Genomic DNA, 22605 nt, shown 5'->3' with positions numbered 1-22605 from the left:
GCATTCGCCGCAGACTTCATAGCGCTCCATTCCGGCGAGAATGCCAGGTGCCGCAACCTTGATTTCACACGTAAACTCATCCCCGATAGCGCACAGTGATGGGTGCTCGATTTGCCATGATGACCCCTACGTCCCAAGGCGAAATCATAACCAGGCACCCGGTCATTCTGCCGATCATGGCGCCTCGACTGCAGGCGGACGCGCATCCTGACGGGTATCTTGATCTCGCTCTTTGGGGAAGCGGTCGTCTGGGACGCATACGTTTTTCCAAGCTTGCCGGACCTTACGTCTACGGTCCAAACAGAATCACTGCCGAAGCAGGCGGCATCTTTGTCGCCCAATCAAAGCCCATCCTCCTGATCCGCAATGCCCGCCTGGAAGGAATCTATCCGGCTCGTCGTGGTGCTTGGTGGCATGAGACGGACAAGGACAGTCCGCGGGCCAAGATCATCAAGCGCAATAATCGCCGTATCGTCGTGAGCGGCTGGGGTGTGATGATCGTCGAGGTCGGTGACGGAGATATCCGCGTCGCGGCCGGAGCTTCTGAAGAGGAGGCTGAAGCCGCATTTAGCCTCGCCAGCGACGCTATCGTGGCAGAAGCCGCAAATTATGTCGCCCGGTGCGACGTCGCGCCCAAGGCCGATCCGGTGATGCGCAGCATGGTGATTCAAGGCGCGCATGCCGCGCTTTCCAGCATTCGGCTGGACGAGAACGGTGTGTTTGCCGGCCTAGCTGCAGGGCAGGCCTATAGCGCGCCCGCGCGCACCTATTATCGCGATGGCTACTGGACGATGCAAATGCTGTTGAAGCTTGCGCCGGAAGCGGTACGCGATGAAATCCGACTCTTGGCCAAGGGAATTCAGCCTGACGGAGAGGCGCCAAGCGGCGTGATATTGACCGGACCGGCGCAATCTCGTGCCTGGCAGAGCTTCGTTCTCGATTGCAAGCTCAATCCCGAGAAATATCACGGGAAGGCCGTTCCGGAGCATCACAATCGCCCGGAGGACTGGTGGAGCGATCATTTTGACAGCCCACTTTTCTTCACCCTCTTCCTAGCCGACTATGTGGAGACCACGGGAGATACGGCGGAAGCGCTGCTGCACTGGCCGCTCGTCACGGCTATCGTCGAACGATATCTGGGTTTCGCAGGTCCTGGCAGCGTGCTGCCGCTCAAGCCGCGAAACGACAGGGACTGGGCAGACAATGTCTACCGGGAAGGTCTCGTCTCCTATAATCTCGGCCTTTTCGTCGGTGCACTGGATGCGGTGGCTAAACTGGGAGCCGGACACGATCCCGCGTTGGCACAGAAAGCAAGCGAAACAGCGCTGTCCGCTCGTGCCGAAATCGAGGACAGGCTTTTTGTCCCGAGCAGAAACGGTTACGCCGATTTCGTCACTCCTGATGGATTTGTCGAGGACCATCTCGTGCTCGACAGTCTGACGCTCTCCCGTTATGGGGCGATTTCGCAAACGCGCGCGATTGGTCTCCTGAAGGCGATGGAAGGGGCTCTGGAGACTCGAAACAATACGAAACAGCCCTATGGGGATTGGGGCGTCCTTTGCGCGTATCCACCATTTAAACGGGCAAGTGACGTAAGATCGAAGACCGCGTTTCCCTTTCGCTATCACAATGGATCGGATTGGCCCTATTGGGACGGCGTCTATGCGGAAGAAAGAATACGCCACGGCCTCGGTGGAGCGCGTTATGCGCTTATACGCTGGTGGGAAACCTGCTTGGCTAACGGCTGGGCAGGCGCGGTGGAATATTTCTCGCCGCCCTACGGACGCGGCTCTCTGCTGCAGGGATGGAGTGCGATGCCGGCGGCTGTTGTTCTCAAATATGGCCTAGAGGCTGCGAACGCGGAGAATAGGTGATGAGCGGATGGGCCGGATTTCCCTTAGACTGCCGGCTTGCCCAATCTCATGACGAAGGCGAGGTGACCGTTTTGGCTGAGTTCTTCGAAACCGAGATGCCTGTAAAATCCCTTGGCGCGCTCGTTTGCGGGGCTGACCCCAAGATGGACGCCAGGTGCGCCATACTCCGTGAGGGCTTCGAGCATGGTTGCGATCATAAGCCGTCCCCATCCGCCCGATTGGGCTTCAGGCAGAATATTGATGTGAAGGTGCGCGGGATAGGTCATGTCAAGACCCGGCGTGCCGCTGTGAGGATTGGCTATTCGCTCCAGAACATCGGCGTCTTTTTCAGTGCTGGCTATCAGACCGGTGATCTCGCGGCGAACAAGCGGCCACCAATTTCTGTCGAGCGCTTCGTCAAAACCGGCGGTATCCGGCGTACCGACAACATAGCCGATGACACTGTCGTGTTTGGCAAGAACGAACGCAAAATCCGGAGCGAATTTGAGATAAGGCACCGCCCATACGTAACCGGGAAGGCGCGGATTACTGTAAAGCGCACTCGCGTCGGCTCCGGCGTCAGCCGTCACCAGGCAAATGTGAAAGAGGGCGTCAACGTCGCTCTCTGTGGCCGGACGGATGAAACAATCGTCGATCTTAGGAGGCATAGCATCATCGATTTGCTGGCCGCTGCTCGGTGCGAACCGACGTCAGGCGGCGGTAAAGCTGGGAAGGTTGAGGGACTGCATCTGAGGGCTAAGGACCCGCAGATCTTTAGGAAAGAATAAGGAAATTCGTCGGTCCAGTAAAGGCCTGACAATGCAAGACATTCGGCGCGTCTTAGTAAGATCAGCCGGTTGGAATCGATAGAAACTGCCAAAACGCAGCTAGAGGGAACCAATCAATGTTTAGCGATTTCATTTCTATCAGCATAGCATCCATTCTGAAGAAGGCAGGTATTTTGGCGGGCGCCACTTTTGTGGGGCTCGGCATATCAACGACTGTCTTTGCCGAGACGCTCACGGTATGGGACGACCACGATTCGGAGTCGAGAGCCGCCGTGATGACCGAGCTCAACGCCAATTTCCAGAAGGCGCATCCCGACGTTAAGCTTGACCATACCGTACGCGACTTCCAGGATCTCAATCTTACGCTCAAGCTCGCCGTTTCGTCCGGCGATGGTCCGGTGGTGACCAAGGTCAACCAGGGAGCCGGCGCCATGGGCGCGATGGTGAAGGAAAACCTTCTCGTTCCTGTCGATAATTACCTCAAGAAATATGGATGGGATAAAAACCAGTCCGATAGCCTCTTGGCGCGTGACCGCTGGTCAAGCAAGGGTGAGTTCGGTGTCGGTGAGACCTATGGCATCTCGTCGCTCGCCGAAATCGTCGGCCTCTATTACAATGAAAAAGTTTTGAAAGCCGCTGGCGTCGAACTTCCGATCAAGAACTTCGACGATTTCCTTGCCGCCCTCGATAAGGTCAAGGCCGGAGGCACTGCACCGCTGACGATCGGTACGGCCAAGGGCCACCTGGCGCTCCATATGTTGGCCGGGATCAGCCAGGCGCATATCGATGCATCCGATCGAAAGGCGCTCGATGATCTGATTTATGGCCGTGGTGGAACCTGGAATACGCCCGGTAATCTGGAATCGGTCAGTCTTGTCCAGAACTGGGCGAAAAACGGGTACTTCTTCGATGGTTACCAGGGCATCTCGGGTGATGATGCCGTCCAGCTTTTTGTCGCTGGTCAAGGGGCCTTTCTGATTTCGGGAACCTGGTACTTCGGCGATATGCAGAACAATCCCGATATCCATTTCATGCCAATCCCGGCACCCGCCGGCATCAAGCACCCGCTTTCGGTTGGCGGTGTCGACCTTGCCTGGGCGATCACGGGGCTGGCCAAGAGCGACAAAATGAAGGATCTCGCAGGCGAGTATATCAACTACATGGTTTCCAAGGAAGCGTCCGTTACCTGGGTTCGCGCCGGCTACCTGCCTGCAACCCCTGTTTCGGAAGATGCCGGGGGCAGCGCCTCCCCGCTTCTGAAAGAAGGCATCTCAATCTGGAAGTCGCTGAACGATAACAATGCCCTTGGACATTATCCCGATTGGGCGAGCCCAACCATGCTCAAGACGTTTGATGAAAACACGCCACTGCTGCTTGCGAACAAGGAAACGCCCGAAGAGCTGATCGGCAAGCTCGACGCGGACTACAGCGCTTATATGAAGAGCAAGTGATTGCCGCCGAATACGCCGATCCCGCCGCGCTACTCGATCGAAGAGAAGTAGCGGCGGGAAACTTCGGTACGTCTATCCCGATCACGGCCAGAGCGGTGCAATTCGACCTCTGGCATATTTCCGAGACGGTGCATGAAACGCTCATCACTTGACGCAAAGGCCAGCAGAAATCTCATCTACATTCTGCCTGGCTTGCTGCTTTATTTTGCTCTCATCCTTGGTCCTATTGTTGCGGCAATCGGTATCAGTTTTACCGAATGGAACGGGATCAGCCCGCCCAACTGGATTGGCCTTGGCAATTATGCAAAATTGTTTTCAGATGAAACTTTCTATGTGGCATTGAAAAACAATGCTTTCTTCATGGTATTTTACTGCGTCATCCCGATTGTCGTCGGCCTGTCACTTGCTGCGATGGTCTGGACGTTCAGGCAGCGGGAACAGTTCGCGCTGCGTACATTGCTGTTCTTGCCCTATATCATGCCCACTGCTGTCCTTGGCATCATTTGGCACTGGCTTTATAATCCCGCCTTTGGTCCCATCAACCAGGCTTTGAAGCTGGTTGGCCTGGGTTCGATCGCTCTACCATGGCTCGGCGATTTCACGTTTGTCCTGCCGGCGGTCGGTATTGTTGCGAGCTGGTATTTCTTCGGCTTCTGCATGGTCTTGTTTCTTTCCGGCATCCAGCGGATTGATCCTTCGCTGTTTGAAGCGGCAAGAGTCGATGGTGCCAGCGGAAGCAGAATTTTCTTTTTCATCACACTGCCGCTTCTCCTGCCCGAAATACGTATCGCGCTCCTTCTCACGATCATTTCCTCGATCAAGAGTTTTGATCTGATCTTTACGATGACTCGAGGTGGACCGGCCAATGCCACCCTCGTTCCCAATATTTATATGTACGAGCTTGGCTTCCAATTGAATCGTTATGGATATGCCTCAGCCGTCGCCATCATCGGTGCGATTCTCGTCTTTACTATCAACTATGCCGTTCATCGGCTGGTGCGGCCGGTGAATGAAGGGAGTGCATCGTGAGCAGAGATTTTCGTGGGATAGGCGCGGTGCTGCCCTCGCGTATCATTCTTTGGCTGTTCGCAGTCCTGGCGATAGTTCCATTTGCCCTTCTTATACTTACGTCTCTGAAGAGCCGCGCCGATCTCATACAAGGTGCATTCGTATTGCCGGCCTATCCGCATTTCGAGAACTATGCAAATGCTTGGATCGATGGCCGGTTTAATGTCTATTTCCTGAATTCGGTCATGATTGTTTTCCCCGTTGTAGCGGTTAGCATCATACTTGGCACGTTGACGGGATTCGGGTTCGCATTCCTGACCTTTCCGTTCAGACGCACCATTTTCGTCCTTTTAACTGTTGGCATGATGGTGCCGACCGAAGCCTTCATTATTCCGCTCTACTATGAAATGCGTTATGTCGGCCTCATAAACACCTATGCTGCGCTTATCCTCCCTCAAATTGCCATGTCTCTGCCTTTTGCGACCATGTTCATGGCCAGCGCGATGCAACAGTTGCCATCGGAAATTATAGAAGCGGCCGTTCTCGATGGGGCATCCAGACGATACATTCTTTCTAAAGTTATCGTACCTTTGATGCTGCCGTCGATGTCCACGCTGGCATTGTTCTTGTTCATTTGGACCTGGAACGAGTTTCTTATCCCGCTTGTCCTTGTCAATGATGATAACTATCGTACTCTGCCAATTGGCATGCTGTTTTTTCAGGGACGCTATACCGTCAATACACCGGTGCTAACGGCGGGCGCTGTCATCGTCATCGGGCCACTCATTCTTGCCTATATGTTCTTCCAGAGGAAACTCATCACAGGCCTAACGGCTGGAGCGACGAAGTAAACGACGTTGATCTCGATTAAAGAGATCGGTCGCGCGCTCGGGCGCCATGAAGCAATGGGAACCTTCTTTCGCCGATCATCGCGCCATTCCCGTGCGAATGCGGCCATGCAATTATTGGATCCCCTAATCGCTTTGCCGGTTGAGATGACACGCAAATCTGGTTATCTGCCTGTCCGTCCAATTCGCGAACAGTAAGGTCCTGGCCGTATGGCTCCCAATTTCCTCGTTACCCATTCCGGCGGCTTCCATGCCGACGAAGCGTTGTCCAGCGTCATTCTCACGCGGCTTTTCCCTGATGCGCGCCTGGTTCGCAGCAGGGCGCCGGAATGGATCTCGCCCGGCGTCGATCGCATCGTCTACGATGTCGGCGGCGCTTATGATGCGGCCGCCGGGATTTTCGATCATCACCAACGCGGCGCACCGCAGCGCGACGATGGTCAGCCCTTCAGTTCGTTCGGGTTGATCTGGAAACATTTCGGTCGCGACTACCTGACAGCCCTTTTGGTCCCAAGCGCCTTTGTCGAGACCGTGCATGCTGCTTTCGATGCCGGCTTCGTCTTGCCGGTCGACCTGGTCGACAATGGTGCGCTCAGCCCGGATAGCGCCGGCCTGCTGGCCGGATTGACCTTGCCGTCGTTGCTCGAAACATTGAAGCCCGTCTTCGACGACGCGGACCCGGAGGCGACCGACCGCGCATTCCATGCTGCGGTTGCAATCGCCCGCAATTTCGTCGAAGCGAAGATTGCCGGGATCCATGCGAAACTGCGCGCCGAAGCTCTGGTGTTGCAGGCGATTGCGTCCGCCGGGAGGAGCCGCGTTCTCGAACTGCCGATGGGCATGCCGTTTCGTCCGGCGATCGTGAAAGCGGGCGCCGATCACCTCCTGTTCGTGGTCCATCCGCGCGAGGCTGACTGGTGCCTGACGGGAATTCGCCGCGCGGAGGAAGGGTTCGAACTGCGCGCCGATCTTCCGGCGGACTGGGCCGGGTTGAGCGGTCGCGACCTTGAAATGGCGACCGGTATTGAGGGCGCCAGTTTCTGCCACAACGGCCGTTTTATCGCCGCCGCCAAAACGCGAGAGGCAGCGCTCGCTCTCGCGAGATTGGCGGTGGAGGACGCGGAGCAACGAGCCGGTTGAGTATAGACCTTGGCACTGAGCGGGTCGGCATGTGGAAGCAACTCGGTCAATCGTCTTTCATCATCTGCACCAGAACCGGGTAGCCCCGAATTTGCACGCTATTTAGATCGACTGAAAATAGTCCCGTGTGAAATTATTTGGGGATGATCCTGCGCCGCCGTTGCTCCCATGAGCGTGCATTGGCACGATCATGAGAGCAAAAAAGGAGGCTTGTCATGCGCTTATCCGCCCCGCCGATGTCGAAAGAACGACTTGCGCAGCTGCTGGCTGGTTTTTTGCCGGATACCAAGCAGCAAGAGGTTCACACCGGCATGCGGAGCCAAGACGGTGGAAAAGCGACATGTGAAGAAGGCCCGTCCGGCGGATCTAATTCGCAATAGCTGAGGATCGTTGCCGAAGCGTTGGTATGGAAACGTACGGACACGGCAGAAAGGGGCGTATTGAGGCGATAGTCAACAGTCTGGATCACACGATAAGCCGTAAACTGCGGCAGGCTGGTTCACGCCTTTCAACGTGAAAATCCCGAGCCGTTCAAATCCGTCTTGGACGTGCGAGGCGAATAGTTCGGAGGCCAACAGATTGCGTTCGACCGTATCGCACAATTTTTCCATTCGGGCTGCCTCGTTGACAGCTCTGCCGATTGCCGTGAAATCAAGTCTGCGGGCAGCTCCGACGTTTCCGTAGAATACGTCTCCGATATGCAGGACTATATCGACGAGGAGCTCGGGTTCCTCGGAAACCACGCGTGCCCGGTTGACCGCTGCATTCGCCTCGATTGCCATCTTCGCAGCGGCTAAGGCCCTTTCACAGGCCTTAGCCGGATCTTCAATATCGGTCGGGAAGATAGCAAGCAGACTATCGCCCATAAATTTGAGAATCTCACCGCCGAACCGTTCAACCGGCCCCCCGATCGCGTCGAAATGCTCGTTCAGCCAACCGACGATACGTTCCGGCGGAAAACGTTCGTTTAGCGCCGTAAAGTTCTTCAGGTCCGCAAGCAGAATGGCGGCATGGATAGCATCACCATTGCCGCGCCGGGTCTGGCCGCTGAGAATGCGGCCGCTCGTGCGGGCTCCGGTATAAACGGCGAGCATGTCGGTCGCGACACGCATCGCCGCGATGCGGCAGCAGGCGAGGGCGAGAGCAGGTAGAAATTCATCCAGGGCGGCAATCTGGCTGTCGGAGAACCCCTCCGGGCTATCGACAGCCAATGAGAAGCCGATACCGGCCAAGGCGGTTCCCCCAGGAAACCGCGCAAGCTTCACCAGGTAGTCGGTTGCCCCAAGATCGGAGAGTTCGTTTAGCAGCGGAAACCCGGCTGCGTCACCGCCGGGCGGCAGTCTCCAGCGCCCAACATCGATGTCTCGTGAAAGAAGATAGGAGATAGGCGAGCGGCGAAACATCGCGTCACCCGCTTCGCCGTGCTCTTGTATTTCGAGCGAGATGCTCGATGACCGCGACCACGAAATCGAGGAGCCTCTCTGGAGCGGATCAATCGACGGCATGGCTATCGACGCCCTAACGAGCGGATAGCCGAGCCTGGTCAGCCGTTCTGAAACTCCGGTCAGGAGCTCTTCGATGCTGTCGCTGGTCAGGCCCACAGCTATGATCCAGTCGACCAACTCCCGCGTCTGCGTCACTTCGTAAGCCTCTCTTAACGGCAACGTTTGAGATGATCGTCGACCAAGTTTGGTGTTCCGGTCCAAATCAATGGGCAGCCTAGCATGGAAACTGGCGAAAGTACCTTGTGTGCGTACGAGCGGGGTGGCTGCCCATGCAGCACAAGATCGAATGCGCTTTTCGAAGTGTTTGGAGATAATGGCGGAACCATACGGGTAAAACTGGGTGGCCTTTATCTTGCCTCGCCTTGACCGCCTGGTCGCGTTGTTCTCGCCCGACGCAATTGATCTTTCGTTATGGGCGCAACAGTTTCACCATCTGGCAGGTTTGCTGCGCCTGAAGTGACGGGCCTTTTGCAAGGTGAAGGCTCTTGTGTGGACGGTCATTCGATCTGAAGCTCGAGCGTCTTTGCGACCTCATCATAGTGTTGCGCCGACGCTGAATTCTTCTCTGCGGCATACTTGGCGCTAATCTTCCTTGCAGCCTCAGCCGCAATGCGAAACGCGTCAATCCTGACCTGAGGCTCAAGCTCGGCTCCGCCGCCGATGTCATCGTCACTGAACGTACCGGCCCGATATCCATCGCCCAGATCGACAACGCCGATCTCGGGAAGGCCATTCTTCATTCGGCCAAAAAAAGCCGGTCCGGCGTGATTGCCGTCGCGGCGCCGCAACATGCCCGCGCCCGAGGCCTTCCCGTCGGCACAGGCGCCTGTCCAGAAGGCAGGCCCATTCGTCAGGGATGCAGGAGCGACGAACTCGCAGTGGCTTACCGGATCTTGCGACCAAAGGTGAGCTGCCGATCCGGCCAGCCCTGGGATGGTAATGCTCATAGCGAGCACGATCCCCGCGATGCTTGATAATCCGTTCACTCGAACGAATACATTCCCCAAAACAATTGCATCCTTGCTCATCACCGCCTCATAGGCCTGTCATTAGCCACTCGGTAAACCTGACAATTCCATATGGGTCGGAGTTGAACTGGTTCATTTCGTATGTTGTACGCAGGGGCAAGCTATCATGAGCGCTCAAAGCGCGCCGGCTTGCTGACCCTTTATCTGTTATCCAGTCCATAACGGCATCGATTATAACGACGGTTTCTCACTGGTCGAGCCTCGCTTGACCAATGTCGTCCCCAAGGCCATCCGTCGAACCGTTGACGCGCTACTTGCCGTTTGAAGAAGTCGCACCGCGCTGCGGCCGAGCTCTTCTCGATCGACGCGCATGGTTGTCAGCGGCGGAGACGAATGCGCTCCAACCGGCAGGTCGTCGAAACCGATGACGGAAATATCGTCAGGCACGGAAAGACCATGCGACTGGATCGCCTGGATTGTTGCGATGGCGACGATATCGTTGACGCAGACGATCGCTGTGGGCCGCCGAGCCGTTGTCGCCAGATAGTCGCTGATGATGCCTCGCGCATCGATCGTCATCAATTGTGGTGTCCCAAGGTCAAGGACATGTCGTTCTGGCTCGAAGGTGATACCTGTCTCCTGGATCGCATTTCGAAAACCATCCATTCGCTGCCGGATCGACTCGCGATAGGGATGAGTGACATGGAGAATTTCCCGATGTCCGAGTTCGATGAGGTGCCATGTGGCAAGCCAGCCGCCGAAATGATAGTCGGGTGAGACGCTTGATAAACGCATGCATCGGTCCATGCCGTTTACCAGCACGCTCCTTATGCCTGCGTCGGCAATCTGTTCGATCAGAGCTGGATTGTCGATGCCGACGAGCAGCAGCGCATTCGGCAGCCCGGACGGAAACAGATGTTCGATCAAACCGGAGCCCGTGCCGTCGGATGCGATCTTCACATCGATGGCAATCCCTTCCGAGGTGCCAGCCTCAATGATCCCGTTCAAGATTTCGCCATAGAAGCTGTCGTTGCTGGCATATCGGCCAAGCGTCAGAACGCTGGCCTGACGCAAGGGTTCGATAGATGAGCGGCCTTTGCGCTTCCTATAGCCAAGCGCCGTCATGGTCCGCATAACCCGTTCGCGGTTTGCCTGGCTGACGCCCTCTCTATTGTTCAGAACCTTGGAGACCGCAGCCAGCGAAAGGCCTGTAGCGGCGGCAATGTCTTTCAGCGTTGGCTCGGTTTCGAACTCGTCTATCGCCATGCGTATGGGGTATCCTGATTTCTGTATGTCACCGCCGTCTCGTCCGCAGATGAGCTATCTTACATAGCCCGTGACAAAACTCATATGCCAGCAAGAACGCTGGTATTCGGGACGATTGGCGCATTGTGATGGTCAATCGGGGTCTGACCGGCATGTGGCGATGCGTGGCGGACGGCAGTCGGATTTGTCACGCATCGCCTTTTCAGCGGCATTTGTCAGTTTCGTCCAAGGTGGCGATCGCAAAAGGCGAGATAAAGCTTCCAGTCCAGCGGTGTCGTGGAGTGTCCGCCATCGCGGATATGATATCCGACGTCCCCGCCGACGCTGACGCCGAACTCCGGCAGAGTGTCCGTTTCGATGCCCTCTTCGCCGAACAGCCTATAGACCGGCGTCACGGCTCGCGCAGATAGAAATTCGCCCGCGGGGTCAGAGTAGGGATCGCCGGCAGCCGAACCCACGTAGATCGGACGGGGTGCGATCAAGGACAGAAGCAGATGACCGTCGACCGGCAGATCCTGCGGGTGATCGGTATAACGATGATAACGGGCCGACATCCAGTAGGGAAAGGCGATATTCATATGCGAGATGGGTTCGTCCACTTCGCGATGGGACAGCGTGGCTCCGCCCTGTCCGGATTCGCTTGAAATGACCAGAACAAAACGCTTGTCCTGGGCTGCCGCCCACAATCCAGCCTTGCCCATCCGCGAAAAGCCATAGGCCACAGCGCGGCTGGCATCCAGGGACTTGTCGGTTTCGACATAATCGAGCATGCGGCTCATCCCCCAAGCCCATGCCCCGAGGGCGCCCCATCCGTTGCTGTCGACCAGTTTGGCTTGCGGATCGATAAATAGCGGCCGGATGCCATAGCCTATGCCCGCGGAGAAATCGGGTTCGAAATCTCCCGCATAGGCCGTTACGACGGCGTAGCCGGCCTTGAGAATTTGCGGAACATCCCACCACATCGTCTCGATGCCGCGGCTCTGATCGGTGGCGTCACGACGAATATGGCCCGAGAGTTCCTTGGCGATCGGCGTCCCATCCAATGCGGGGTCCGGCATCCAAAGCGGGTTGAGGGGTGCGCCGGGATCGTTCGTCACTGCCTGATTACCGAAGAAATTCAGTCCGATAATGACCGGGACCGGCTTGTCGGCATTTGCCGGCCGGTAGATCAATAGCGGAACGGTGCGCTCAATGCCGTTGGCATGGAAAACCAGCTTGATTTGCTTGCGCAGTGCCAATCCATCGAGAGCCGGCTGTTCATCGCCCTGTTCCACGGTCATCGGCAGCTTTGTACGCGGTGTTCGCCCGAAGACCTCATCCTCGAACATGCGCAATATCTCCGGCTGGCGCCGGCCGACAAAGGTCGCAGCATCGGTGATCCGCGTGCCATCCCGGCTCACCAATGGATCGGGCCATGGGGCCGGCGAGGCAGTCGAATTCATCTTGGCAATCAGAGCCTCGCGTTCAGACATTTCAGCACGAACCGAAACGGGTGACAGAAATAAACATGCGATGCAGAATCCGGCGATAGCGCTTATGAATATTTTCATAGTCTCCTCCCTTTGGCTATTCCACGCCATCGGCCTGTTCCGAGACACGCGTGACGTCCGCCGCGGCAAGGACCGAGGTGTGGGTCTTCTCTTCAGACGATGGCTCTTCAGGCAGCGACGAACCTTCCAGTCCCTGCCTCTCCCCTCGGCAACTCTGGAGGAAAAGTGTCTTACGTCAAGCGAAAATAGAAATTATACGAAATATATATCAGATTACGAAAGTTTCGTTCAGGGCGATCGAAGGTGATGTGCTCCCACTCTTGTACCTGCCGGCGGGACGAGCGCCTGTATGGCTCGTTCCGTGCGCGACCGGGGGCTGGGCACCATTCTTCTCGCAGGAGGCGGGAGCGCGCTCCTGCGATTGCCGGGATTGCCGGAGAACTGCCGATAGGACCCAGATGCAGGTAATCGTCGAAGTGTGGGATACTGCCGAAGAGCAGCCGGGGTAGGTGCTACCCCTCGTCATATCACTGAAATGCTGGCTGGCAGAAGCAAGTGTGGCAAAGTGGCGACACGTGCCGGCGACTAAGCAAAAAGCCGTAATTTCCTAAAAATAGTCCATAATTTTCTAAAATACCGCCGCCTCGAATGCAGCCATCCTCGCCATGGTAACCATTCGGTGCGCTATGGACATTCAATTCCCAGGTTTTGAAATTTTTGCTCCGAAAATCGAAGTGGCCCGGGCTGTCCTGCAACGGCCATATGCGAGCCATCCGACCGGTTGGAAACTCGATCATCTATATGCCCGCCGCGCCCGCGCGGGGACGAAGCTCCCTTGCGACCACACGCATGTTGCACTGCATTCCGCTCCGGAGCCGACGCAGCCGGGGGTCACGGATATCAGAGCAGATCGAAAGCCGGGCACCGGGATGGGACGCGTACTTCAGGAGTTACAAAATTTCGACGACGACGCAGGCGCGGATGCCGACCCAAGCGTGAAGCATTTTGCTCGGTTTCCAGCATGCTAGCAAAGCCAGGGGCAGCCAGGATCGGATCTGACGGGACTTGCATCAGATGATGGATTTCGCCGCAGGCATGAAACGCGCCTGAGGCATCGATCATCCATGACTTGTGTGTAGTGCCATACAGCCAGCCTTAGGAATTCGGCAATGCCGATGCTTCAATTGATCGGGAGAGTCGCATGAACACTGAAAAAATCATTATCTTTGACACTACTTTGCGTGACGGCGAACAAAGCCCCGGCATCAACCTTGACGCCGGGGAAAAGGTGGAAATCGCGCTTATGCTCGAAGGGCTGAAGGTCGACGTGATCGAGGCTGGTTTTGCCGTCTCCAGTCCAGGCGAGTTCGAGGCGATCAAGGCCGTGGCGCGCGTCGTCAAGGACAGCACGATTTGCAGCCTGAGCCGCGCGGTCGAGCGCGACATCGATCTGACGGCGGAAGCCGTTTCCGGTGCAGCGTCGTCCCGTATCCATATCGTGCTGGCGACCTCGCCCATTCACATGAAATACAAGTTGCAGATGACGCCGGAAAACGTGCTCGAACATGCCGTTCGCGCGGTGCACCACGCACGGCGCTATTCCGAGGATATCGAGTTTTCCTGCGAGGATGCGAGCCGGTCGGAGCCGGAGTTTCTTGCCCGTTTCGTGGAACTGGTGATCAAGGCCGGTGCGACCACGGTCAGCCTGCCTGATACGGTCGGCTACGCCACGCCGTACGAATACGGCAAGCTATTCACCTATCTGCGCAACACCGTGCCGAATGCCGACAAGGCCGTGTTCTCTGCGCATTGTCACAACGATCTGGGGATGGCTGTTTCCAACTCGCTGGAAGCGACCCGGCAGGGCGCACGCCAGATCGAATGCACGATCAACGGTATCGGTGAGCGGGCGGGCAATGCATCGCTCGAGGAGATCGTCATGGCGCTGCATACACGCGCGGATTTTTTCCGATGCCAGACGTCCGTTGAAACCCGTCGATTGACGGCTGCATCCAGGCTCGTCTCGGAGATCACGGGTTTCGTTGTGCAGCCCAACAAAGCGATCGTCGGCAGGAATGCCTTCTCGCATCAGTCCGGCATTCACCAGGATGGTATGCTGAAGAACCCGCTGACCTATCAGATCATGACGGCGGCGGAGGTCGGTGCCGACGAGTATCGGCTGGTGCTCGGAAAGAATTCGGGTCGCAACGGTTTTCGCATGTGCATGCGCTCGCTGGGCATCGAGTTCGGCTCCGATGCCGATCTCGATCGCGCTTTCTCCCGTTTCAAGGACATCGCCGATCAAAAGGCATCGCTTTGTGATGAGGATCTTCTGGCGACGGTTGCGGGTATGGAAGCCCTCTCCCGGGAAAGCCACATCGCGTAATTCTGTTTCCAGAACATGCAATCGGGATCGGCCGCGTGTCGGAACCGTGCCTGCTTCGGGCCTGGGCCGGCCCCGGGGGAACGCACGTCAATACTTTGCAGCATTCAGGAACGAAGGTCACAGTGGAGAAGCGAGCAAATGACGATGGATCTTGCAGTCGAAACGGCAGGCGATCTTCGAGTAGCCAAGCCGAAAACAGGGTATGAATTCCTGATCGACACGCTTAAGACCTGGCAAGTGCGCCATTATGCCGGCGTCACAGGGGGAGGGGTCATCCATTTGCTCAAACATCTCGAGCCGATGGTCTCTCCCGACGACGGTGCCGAATTTCCGGTTTTCTTCAATATCGGAGAGTATGTCGCCGGCTTTATTCCGTTGGGATACTATCTCGCGAGCGGGAAAATCAGCGCAGCCATTGCAACGACGGGAGCTGCGACACGGCTGCTGACCTGCGGCCTGAGTGATGCGAAATTGCACAATATTCCTGCAATCTACCTCATTCCTCTCAGTCCGGCAGATACGCGATACCGTGCGCCGCTGCAGGATACGAGCCCGGAGGGTGCCGACGTCGTGGCTCAGCTGAAGGCCGAGCTGCCATCAGGCACATTCGTCCTGAATGATCCGGACCATATCGGAGAACAACTCGAGCAGGCCCGCAAACACCTCGATCAGGGCGCGCCCATCGCACTTCTGATGCCGCCGGAAGCGCTCGGCAAGACGGTGCCCGAGCCGGTCCATAGGCCTTGGGACGGAGACCGCATTCATAAACCGAACAGGATCGACCAAGGCTCGTTCGCCCATTTTTTGGCCGAGTTCCCACGGCGATCGGTTGGGCGTCGGGTGATCGTGCTCGCGGGGGAAGAGGCGGCCATGTATCCGCACATGCCGGCCCTAACCACACGCTTGTGCAAAGCATTGCAGGCGCCGATCGTCTGGAGCATAAACGGAGCGAATGCGGTGGGGCGCGACAACAGCTTCGGTTTCGGCTATCTGGGCTTCGGCGGTAATGATCGCGCAATGCAGCTCTGGAGAAGCCTCGGCCCTGACGATATTGTCATCACCCTCGGGTTTTGCCCTGACGAATATACCCTTAATTTTTCTGACATACCTGCCCATACGACATGGAATTTCACCAACCTGGCTGCCCCATACGGCAGCGTTGGAGGCGAATTTCGGCATCGTGTGCGCGGCGAATATTTCGATGTTCGAGGACCGATCGATCAGGTTCTGAGCCAAGCGATCGAGCGGCTCGAGGATCTTCGGCTGCCGCGCCCTCCGGCACCGGCTTTCGCGGCCGATCTCAATGATCGCAAGATCATGCCGCCACGTCCCGGGACGATCGATATCGCTCGATTTTATCAGGAGCTCGATCGTCATTGGCAGCCGGGAAGCGTTGCATTCGATGATGTGTGCCTTGCCTACAAAGATCGTCAGTATGTCACGCAGCGCCCGCATCCGGACGTCCGCTTCCATTCGCTCTATCGCGGTTCGGCAATGGGCGGAGCATTCGGCGCGGCAATCGGCGCAAAGCTTGCAAAGCCGGACGCGACGGTCTTCGCTTTTACGGGCGATGGATGCTTCCGGCTGATTGCCGGTTGCCTTGCCGAAGCGCGATCATTGGGGCTTGTCCTGTTCGTTCTGGACAATGGCGCACTCGGCATCATGGTGCAGGGCCTGCCCGTGGTCATTCCCGACTATTCATCCGATCGCTACCATAGTGATTTGCACCGCATCGACTTTGGATCGATGGCGCGCGCATGCGGCTGGTCAAGCCGCAAGCTGATGCCGGATCTGAGCAATCTGGCTGAGATCATGTGCGAAAGCTATCGTCCCGGCCACCCATCCATCCTGGTTGAGGTACCCGTCGATGCAGAGCAGGTGGTGGGACAAAATCCGCGGGCTAACAACCTGTAGCGCCACACGGAGCAGCCGATACCGGATCAATGCAATGGCGTCGAAGGCGTCATCTCCATGTCACCAATGACCGTATCGAAATAGTTGTCGGCGATCTCGAGCAGCGTTTCCGCTATGCACTGAGGCTCCCATCCGTCTTGCCGAAGCTCCTGCACGGCCGCATCGATTTTCTGACGGAGTTGCTCGTGGCACTGCTGTCTCGATTGATCTGCAAAACCGATCAGCCATTGTTTACCTGGCATGACGATGCTCTCCTCCATGACGATAGACGTCCATATCTGTCGACAAGGTATAGCGGAGGTAAGCTGAGGCAACTGCTGCAGCGCCATTTTTCAAGCGCAATGCCATCATTTGGTCGTCGATACGCATAAGCAATTCGCGCATTCAATGAGTGGTTGTGGTGCTTGAGGGCGGTATCGGCGACGATCTTCGACAGGCCTTGCGGCAATGGCCACATACCCACATATGTGCCAATGTGGGTTTCTCAACTCAGGAGCACGCTAGATGAGCCGTTTGACGATCGACATAACGGACCAGCAACATCAAAGCCTAAAGGCAATGGCCGTTTTGCAGGGCAAGACAATCAAACAATATGCACTCGAGCGCCTTTTCCCCGGTGACATAGATGGAGATCGAGCCTGGGAGGAGTTGAAGACGTTGATGAATACGCGCATCAATGACGGGCTCGCCGGAAAACTGTCGACTAAAGCCGTAGGTGACATCTTCGATGAGGAGATCGCCGAGGATCGTGCTTGACGGCTTACATTCTTACCGCGGATGCGGAATCGGATCTACGTTCTGTAATCCGCTACACACATGCGCAATGGGGTACCGCTCAGGTACGCCGGTACATCTCGGCTTTGGAGCGAGGCATTGCGAATCTTGCCGGGGGGAAGGTCCTTTCAAGGATATGAGCGCGCTTCATCCGGCGTTACGAATGGCACGGTGTGAACATCACTATGTCTTTTGTCTGCTTCGCGAGAATGCGCCCGCCCTGATCGTGGCGATTTTTCATGAAGGAGTGGATCTCATGAAGCGATTGGCTGGTCGTCTGAACGAATGATCTTCGGACGAAGGCGAGATTGCCTGGTAGACGGTTGAGATGGTCGAACAGGATCGTGCATCAAGCCCAGCCGGTCATTGTCCGATCGATCTACGCGCCGTCGTCGCAATCCCGTTGTACACGCAAATCAACAACCTGAACCTAGTGGGGAGGGCTGACCCCATTTTGAGGGCGAGAACACCGTTAGAAATGACCTAAGCTGACCAAGGCTGAGCGAAGGCGATATGTCAGATTGCCAGCGAATAGCCCAGATCACGCAAGGGTAGGCGGCGTACCCGCTCTCCGGTTGCCGCGAAGATGGCGTTGCCCAGCGCAGGGGCGAGTGCCGGGAAGGCGGGTTCGCCCATGCCGGTCGGCGGATTGTCCGACTGGATGAAATAGGCATCAATCGCCATCGGCGCGAAGGGCAGGCGCAGGATCGGATAGGCATTGTAGTTCTGTTCCTGGATCTCGCCGTTTTCAATGGTGATTTTGAGGCCCATCGCCGTGGAAAGAGCATCGGTCGAGGCGCCTTGAGCCTGTGCTTCGGAGCCCGCCATGTCGATGATGGGCCCGACATCCAATACCGCGACGATCCGATCGATCTTGATCTGCTTGCGGGCGTCGACGCGAAGCTCGACAGCCTGCGCGACATGGCCGGCGTGAGAGTAGCACCAGGCGAGGCCCAGCCCGCTGCCATCAGGCATCTTCCTGCCCCAGCCAGCCTTGTCGGCGCACATCCTGATCACATCGGTCGCCCGCTTCGGGCTGAAGTTGACGCTCTTGTCTTTCGGGGCGAGCTCCGGCACGTCTCGGTTGACGGCGGCGATGAGGAATTCGACATGGTCGCGGCCCGACGCCAGCGACAGTTCGTGCATGAAGCTCTGCGCGGCGAAGACCTGGGCGTTATCACCCGGCGCCCGCCAGGCGCCGGTCGGGATCTTCAGCGGGAACATGGTTTTGCCGCGGCGCAGGTTGGGCGCCTTGATGGAGTATCTCAGATTATCGGTGAGGCCGGCACCGGAGGCTTCCTTCTTGCCGTCGGCGGTGAAGGTGATGAAATGTTCCTGCCAGGCGTCAAGCCTGCCATTCCTATCGATCGCCCCCTTGAACTGATGGTAGCCGGCGGGACGATAGAAGTCGTGGCCGAAATCGTCTTCCCGGGTCCATTGTAGCTTGACCGGCGCGTTGATCTTCCGTGCGATGACTGCCGCCTCGCAAGCATAATCATTGACCAGCCGCCGGCCAAAGCCGCCGCCGACGCGGGTCTGGTGCATCACGATTTTTTCCGGCGCTATCCCGGCAGCCTTGGCAATGACAGGCAAGCCGCGATCCGGCTGCTGGGTGGGCACCCACATTTCCATCATCCCGTCATGCCAATGCGCGGTGGTGTTCATCGGCTCCAGCGGCACGTGCGCGGCGAAGGGATATTCGTAATAGGCCTCGACGGTCTTCGCGGCATTGGCAAAGGATTTGTCCACGTCACCGACATTGTCATCCGATTTTTCCGGGAAGCGGGCTGCGAGCTTGCTGGCTTCGGCGGAGAATTTCGCGGTGGAATCCGTCGAGGCCTCGCTCAGGTCCCAATCCACTTTCAGCTTGTTCTTCGCCTGGAAGGCGCTCCAGGTATCCTTGGCGATGATGGCAACACCCGGCATCACCTCGACCGCCTGGCCGGTCCCGTCTAAGGCGAAGGCGTCAAGCACGCCGCGCTCGGCCTTGATCTCATCGATATTGAAGGACCTGACCTTGCCGCCGGCAGCCGGGCATTTGGTGTAGTTGGCATAGACCATGCCGGGACGCTGGACATCGATGCCGAACAGCGGTTCGCCCCTGACGACCTTCGGATCGTCGACGCCGTGGTAGCGCTTGCCGATCAGGCAATATTCGGCGCGTGTCTTCAGCTTCAGGCTGCGAGGATCGGGCACAGGCATTCCTGCCGCCGCCGCTGCCAGCGATCCATAGGCTGCGGATCTGCCGCTGGCAGTGTGGGTCAGGACCGAGGCCTGCGCGGTAATCTGTGAGGGATTGACTCCCCATTGCTGGGCGGCAGCGGCCATCAGCATTGCTTTGGCGCTGGCGCCGGCCTGACGCAGCTGGTCCCAGGCGCGCGGGATCGAGGTCGAGCCTCCCGCGCCCTGGCTGCCATAGATCTTGGGGATGATGTCGGCTTGCTCCATCACGACATGGCTCCAGTCGGCATCGAGCTCTTCGGCAATGATGACGCCGAAGGAGGTCTTGATGCCCTGGCCGATCTCCGGACATTTGGAATAGATGGTAATGGTGTTGTCCGGAGCGATCCGGATGAACGCGTTCATCGCCTGATCCTTGGGGTCAGCTGCTTCTGCTGCAAAATCTTCGTCGCCGAGATAGAAGCCCAGGATCAGCCCGGCAGCACTCCCGCCGGCGAGCTTGAAAAAGTTGCGCCGTCCCATGCTCAGCGTGGTAGTGGCCACCGGCAGTGAGCGAACCTCGCGCATCAATGCCGAGAGATAGGCGTCGGACTCGGCGAAATCGGTCCTGATATCAGCCATGGTGTGCCTCCGGGGGATGAGGTTGCTGGGCCGCCTGCTTTCGCAGATTGGCCACGTCCTTGCCTGTCAGATGTGCGCCTTCGGCGCCGAAGCGGGCGGTCACATAGTTGGCGACCGCCGCTATGTCGTCGTCCGAATAACCCTGGCCGAAGGCAGGCATGAAGATCCTGCCGTCAGCAGTCGTGCGGTTGACACCGTTGATAACGGTCTGTGCCACGTTCGTGGCGCTGGGATCGTTGACGGCGCGCACACCGGTAAGTGTCGCAAAGCCGGTGACCGGACTTACGCCGGTCCAGTCGTGACAGCTGGCGCAAGCGCCGGCGAAGATCTTCTCGCCGCGTGAGTCGATATCCGCCACGCCCTCCTTGTGCGATGCCGGCGCGGCTGTGGTAACGGTGCGCGGCAGGTCGCTTGCGTGGGCCGGTACGCTGCGCAGATAGGTCACCAGGGCATGCACGTCGTCCGGCACCAGATAGCTGAGGCTGTCGTCGGTGGCTTCACCCATCGGACCGGCCGCGCCGCCATGTCCGTTGGCGTGTCCCGTCGAAAGATAGAGATAGATATCCTCGTCGCTCCAGTCGCCGATGCCGGAATCCTTGTCGCTGCTGATATTATAGGCGTGCCAGCCGGCGGTGACGGCGCCTGCGAACTTGTGGTGATTGTCGAGCGCAAAGGCAAGGTTGCGCGGCGTGTGGCACTCGCCGCAATGTCCGAGCGCCTCGGCAAGGTAGGCGCCGCGATTCCACTGTGGGCTCTGGCTCGTGTTGGGGCGGAAGCGTTCGTCTGTGTTGAACACAACACTCCACAGCGACAACAGGCTGCGCTGATCGAAGGGCCATGAAAGCTGGTTGGGCTTTGACGGGGAATGGGCGGGCGCCAGCGTGAAGAGATAGGCCTTGATCGCCAGCACGTCGGCGTCCGTCATATAGGTGTAGGACGCATAGGGCATGGCGGGATAGAGCCTCTCGCCGTCGGCACGGATACCTCGGTGCACGGCTGCCAGGAACTGAGCGTCGGTATAGTTGCCGATGCCCGTCTCCTTGTCTGGCGTGATGTTGGTGGAATAGATGGTGCCGAATGGCATGTTGAAGGCGAAGCCGCCCGCAAAGGGAGTGCCGCCGTGTGCCGTATGACAGGCCTGGCAGTCCGCGGCATGGACGAGATATTCGCCGTGCTTCACGATATCCGCACTGGCAAGCTGCCCCGGAACACCGCTCACGGTGCCTGCCTGATAATCGCCAAGCGCTACCGTCGAACCACTCGCAAAAGAGGTTGGATCGCGGCCAAGAAGCAACCATCCCGCAAAGCCAAGGGCGATGACGACAATGACCGCAAAGAGAAGGCCGATAATTTTCTTCATGATCAGGCCGGCTTGGCAGCGGCGTTCTTGATCGCACGGCGGATGCGGATGTAGGTCCCGCATCGACAGAGATTGCCCGCCATGGCCGCATCGATGTCGGAATCGTCGGGTTGGGGATTGATGTTGAGCAAGGCCGTCGCCGACATGATCTGGCCGGCCTGGCAGTAGCCGCATTGCGGTACGGACGCTTCCATCCAGGCTTGCTGGACCTTGGCGCCGTTGGGCGTCTTACCGATTCCTTCAATGGTGATCACGGCGCGGGTGCCGACGTCGCCAACGGTCAGCTGGCAGGAGCGCACCGGCTTGCCGGCGACGTGGACAGTGCACGCGCCGCACTGGGCGACGCCGCAGCCATATTTGGTACCGACCAGATTGAGATGATCCCGCAGCACCCACAGAAGCGGCATGTCCTCGGGGACATCGACCTCGTGCAATTGCTCATTGATATTCAGAGTGAGCATGTTTCCATCCTGCCTGACGGGGGAAATCGACGCATCAACGGAACTGCTGGGAGATGGTACGCCGGTATCGTCGAGGGGTAAACTTCAACAATGCGTTATCACAGCCGTTGCCTCGCACCATTCAGCAGCCACGAGCGCGCCGGTGCCTTGAAATTGCTGGCGTCTCCAGTTGGCGCCCTCAGCTATGTCGCATTGAATGGATCGGCGCCAAATGGAAATACGGGTAGGCGGCAGTGATGGATACAGCCGTAAAGTCATCGCCCCCGCAGCGGGATCACTTGGAATTGCTCATAAAAAGTCTCGCTGAAAACCATCGCAGCCGGCATTGGTCCTGCTGATTTTGGCAACGAAGCCACCTCCATCAGACTAAAGTCTGGTTCATGATCGGACCTAGGGCCGAAGACGCAATCTTTAGTCCTAATGCCATGGATTGCCCCGACCTTTGCGCCAGTTGTTTCCCGCGATGGAAGCGGTTGGACACCCGGCCGCTGTCGTAGTGCATGCGGAGAAGGTCGATGAATGTGAACGGCGCCCGTGAAAGCGGCATCCCAGCCCCGGCATGTGCCAATGCTTCCGTCGGCAGCAGTATCA

19 protein-coding genes are annotated in these 22605 nt (G+C 57.8%); 10 read left to right on the top strand and 9 right to left on the bottom strand.

The window, feature by feature from the left end; translation table 11 throughout:
* Positions 1–119 precede the first annotated feature (119 nt).
* Positions 120–1874, top strand: a complete 1755-nt coding sequence (locus GA0061103_RS19570) for a glucosidase family protein (protein WP_425349524.1) — start codon at positions 120–122, stop codon at positions 1872–1874.
* Between the two features lie 23 nt (positions 1875–1897).
* Here the strand turns inward: GA0061103_RS19570 and GA0061103_RS19565 are convergent, their stop codons facing one another.
* The gene (locus GA0061103_RS19565; protein WP_092714003.1) at positions 1898–2521 is read right to left on the bottom strand and encodes a GNAT family N-acetyltransferase; all 624 of its coding nucleotides are present in this window, start codon (positions 2519–2521) and stop codon (positions 1898–1900) included.
* 236 nt (positions 2522–2757) lie between these two features.
* Between GA0061103_RS19565 and GA0061103_RS19560 the strand changes: the two genes are divergently transcribed.
* The 5 genes from GA0061103_RS19560 (at position 2758) to GA0061103_RS19545 (ending at position 7088) form a co-directional block, all read left to right on the top strand.
* Positions 2758–4092 (top strand): extracellular solute-binding protein, encoded by a 1335-nt coding sequence (locus GA0061103_RS19560; protein WP_092714001.1) that lies wholly within the window; start codon positions 2758–2760, stop codon positions 4090–4092.
* Positions 4089–4244 carry a hypothetical protein gene (locus tag GA0061103_RS35080; RefSeq protein ID WP_167376616.1) on the top strand — a complete coding sequence of 52 codons (156 nt, stop codon included), beginning with the start codon at positions 4089–4091 and terminating at the stop codon, positions 4242–4244. The genes GA0061103_RS19560 and GA0061103_RS35080 overlap by 4 nt, the downstream gene beginning before the upstream one ends.
* Positions 4225–5121 carry a carbohydrate ABC transporter permease gene (locus GA0061103_RS19555; protein ID WP_092713999.1) on the top strand — a complete coding sequence of 299 codons (897 nt, stop codon included), beginning with the start codon at positions 4225–4227 and terminating at the stop codon, positions 5119–5121. The genes GA0061103_RS35080 and GA0061103_RS19555 overlap by 20 nt, the downstream gene beginning before the upstream one ends.
* Positions 5118–5951 (top strand): carbohydrate ABC transporter permease, encoded by an 834-nt coding sequence (locus GA0061103_RS19550; RefSeq protein ID WP_092713997.1) that lies wholly within the window; start codon positions 5118–5120, stop codon positions 5949–5951. Before GA0061103_RS19555 ends, GA0061103_RS19550 begins: the two co-directional genes overlap by 4 nt.
* Before the next feature lie 207 nt (positions 5952–6158).
* Positions 6159–7088, top strand: coding sequence for an MYG1 family protein (locus GA0061103_RS19545; RefSeq protein WP_092713995.1), 930 nt, complete (start codon positions 6159–6161; stop codon positions 7086–7088).
* A 452-nt stretch (positions 7089–7540) separates the two neighbouring features.
* Here GA0061103_RS19545 and GA0061103_RS19540 read toward each other — a convergent pair whose 3' ends face one another.
* From GA0061103_RS19540 to GA0061103_RS19525, 4 genes are all read right to left on the bottom strand, one after another.
* The gene (locus tag GA0061103_RS19540; RefSeq protein ID WP_092713993.1) at positions 7541–8728 is read right to left on the bottom strand and encodes an adenylate/guanylate cyclase domain-containing protein; all 1188 of its coding nucleotides are present in this window, start codon (positions 8726–8728) and stop codon (positions 7541–7543) included.
* A 362-nt stretch (positions 8729–9090) separates the two neighbouring features.
* Positions 9091–9621, bottom strand: coding sequence for a hypothetical protein (locus tag GA0061103_RS19535; protein WP_092713991.1), 531 nt, complete (start codon positions 9619–9621; stop codon positions 9091–9093).
* Positions 9622–9792: 171 nt separating this feature from the next.
* Complete coding sequence (locus tag GA0061103_RS19530; protein WP_092713989.1) at positions 9793–10827, bottom strand: LacI family DNA-binding transcriptional regulator; 1035 nt, start codon at positions 10825–10827, stop codon at positions 9793–9795.
* Between the two features lie 215 nt (positions 10828–11042).
* Entirely contained in the window at positions 11043–12299 is a 1257-nt protein-coding gene (locus GA0061103_RS19525; RefSeq protein WP_141694449.1) for a glucuronyl esterase domain-containing protein, read from the bottom strand.
* Between the two features lie 1219 nt (positions 12300–13518).
* Here GA0061103_RS19525 and GA0061103_RS19515 point away from each other — a divergent pair.
* Together GA0061103_RS19515 and GA0061103_RS19510 are read left to right on the top strand one after the other, a co-directional pair.
* Entirely contained in the window at positions 13519–14703 is a 1185-nt protein-coding gene (locus tag GA0061103_RS19515) for a 2-isopropylmalate synthase (RefSeq protein ID WP_092713985.1), read from the top strand.
* Positions 14704–14841: 138 nt separating this feature from the next.
* Positions 14842–16617 carry a thiamine pyrophosphate-dependent enzyme gene (locus GA0061103_RS19510; RefSeq protein ID WP_092713983.1) on the top strand — a complete coding sequence of 592 codons (1776 nt, stop codon included), beginning with the start codon at positions 14842–14844 and terminating at the stop codon, positions 16615–16617.
* Positions 16618–16643: 26 nt separating this feature from the next.
* Here GA0061103_RS19510 and GA0061103_RS19505 read toward each other — a convergent pair whose 3' ends face one another.
* Positions 16644–16877: a hypothetical protein gene (locus GA0061103_RS19505; RefSeq protein WP_141694448.1), complete on the bottom strand. Its 234-nt coding sequence runs from the start codon at positions 16875–16877 to the stop codon at positions 16644–16646.
* 244 nt (positions 16878–17121) lie between these two features.
* Here GA0061103_RS19505 and GA0061103_RS19500 point away from each other — a divergent pair, with 244 nt between their 5' ends.
* Together GA0061103_RS19500 and GA0061103_RS35670 are read left to right on the top strand one after the other, a co-directional pair.
* Positions 17122–17373 carry an antitoxin gene (locus tag GA0061103_RS19500; RefSeq protein WP_092713979.1) on the top strand — a complete coding sequence of 84 codons (252 nt, stop codon included), beginning with the start codon at positions 17122–17124 and terminating at the stop codon, positions 17371–17373.
* Positions 17370–17531: a type II toxin-antitoxin system RelE/ParE family toxin gene (locus GA0061103_RS35670; RefSeq protein WP_425349518.1), complete on the top strand. Its 162-nt coding sequence runs from the start codon at positions 17370–17372 to the stop codon at positions 17529–17531. Before GA0061103_RS19500 ends, GA0061103_RS35670 begins: the two co-directional genes overlap by 4 nt.
* Before the next feature lie 376 nt (positions 17532–17907).
* Here GA0061103_RS35670 and GA0061103_RS19490 read toward each other — a convergent pair whose 3' ends face one another.
* The 3 genes from GA0061103_RS19490 to GA0061103_RS19480 are packed head-to-tail and all read right to left on the bottom strand — an operon-like array spanning position 17908 to position 22014.
* Positions 17908–20193: a xanthine dehydrogenase family protein molybdopterin-binding subunit gene (locus GA0061103_RS19490; protein ID WP_092713977.1), complete on the bottom strand. Its 2286-nt coding sequence runs from the start codon at positions 20191–20193 to the stop codon at positions 17908–17910.
* Entirely contained in the window at positions 20186–21553 is a 1368-nt protein-coding gene (locus GA0061103_RS19485; RefSeq protein WP_092713975.1) for a cytochrome c, read from the bottom strand. The genes GA0061103_RS19490 and GA0061103_RS19485 overlap by 8 nt, the downstream gene beginning before the upstream one ends.
* A gap of 2 nt (positions 21554–21555) precedes the next feature.
* Positions 21556–22014, bottom strand: a complete 459-nt coding sequence (locus GA0061103_RS19480) for a (2Fe-2S)-binding protein (protein ID WP_075854406.1) — start codon at positions 22012–22014, stop codon at positions 21556–21558.
* Between the last annotated feature and the right edge of the window lie 591 nt (positions 22015–22605).

Origin of the sequence: Martinezella multihospitum (genome assembly GCF_900094585.1) — a bacterium.
GTDB lineage: Bacteria > Pseudomonadota > Alphaproteobacteria > Rhizobiales > Rhizobiaceae > Rhizobium > Rhizobium multihospitium.
This window is presented reverse-complemented; position numbering and strand designations above follow the sequence as displayed.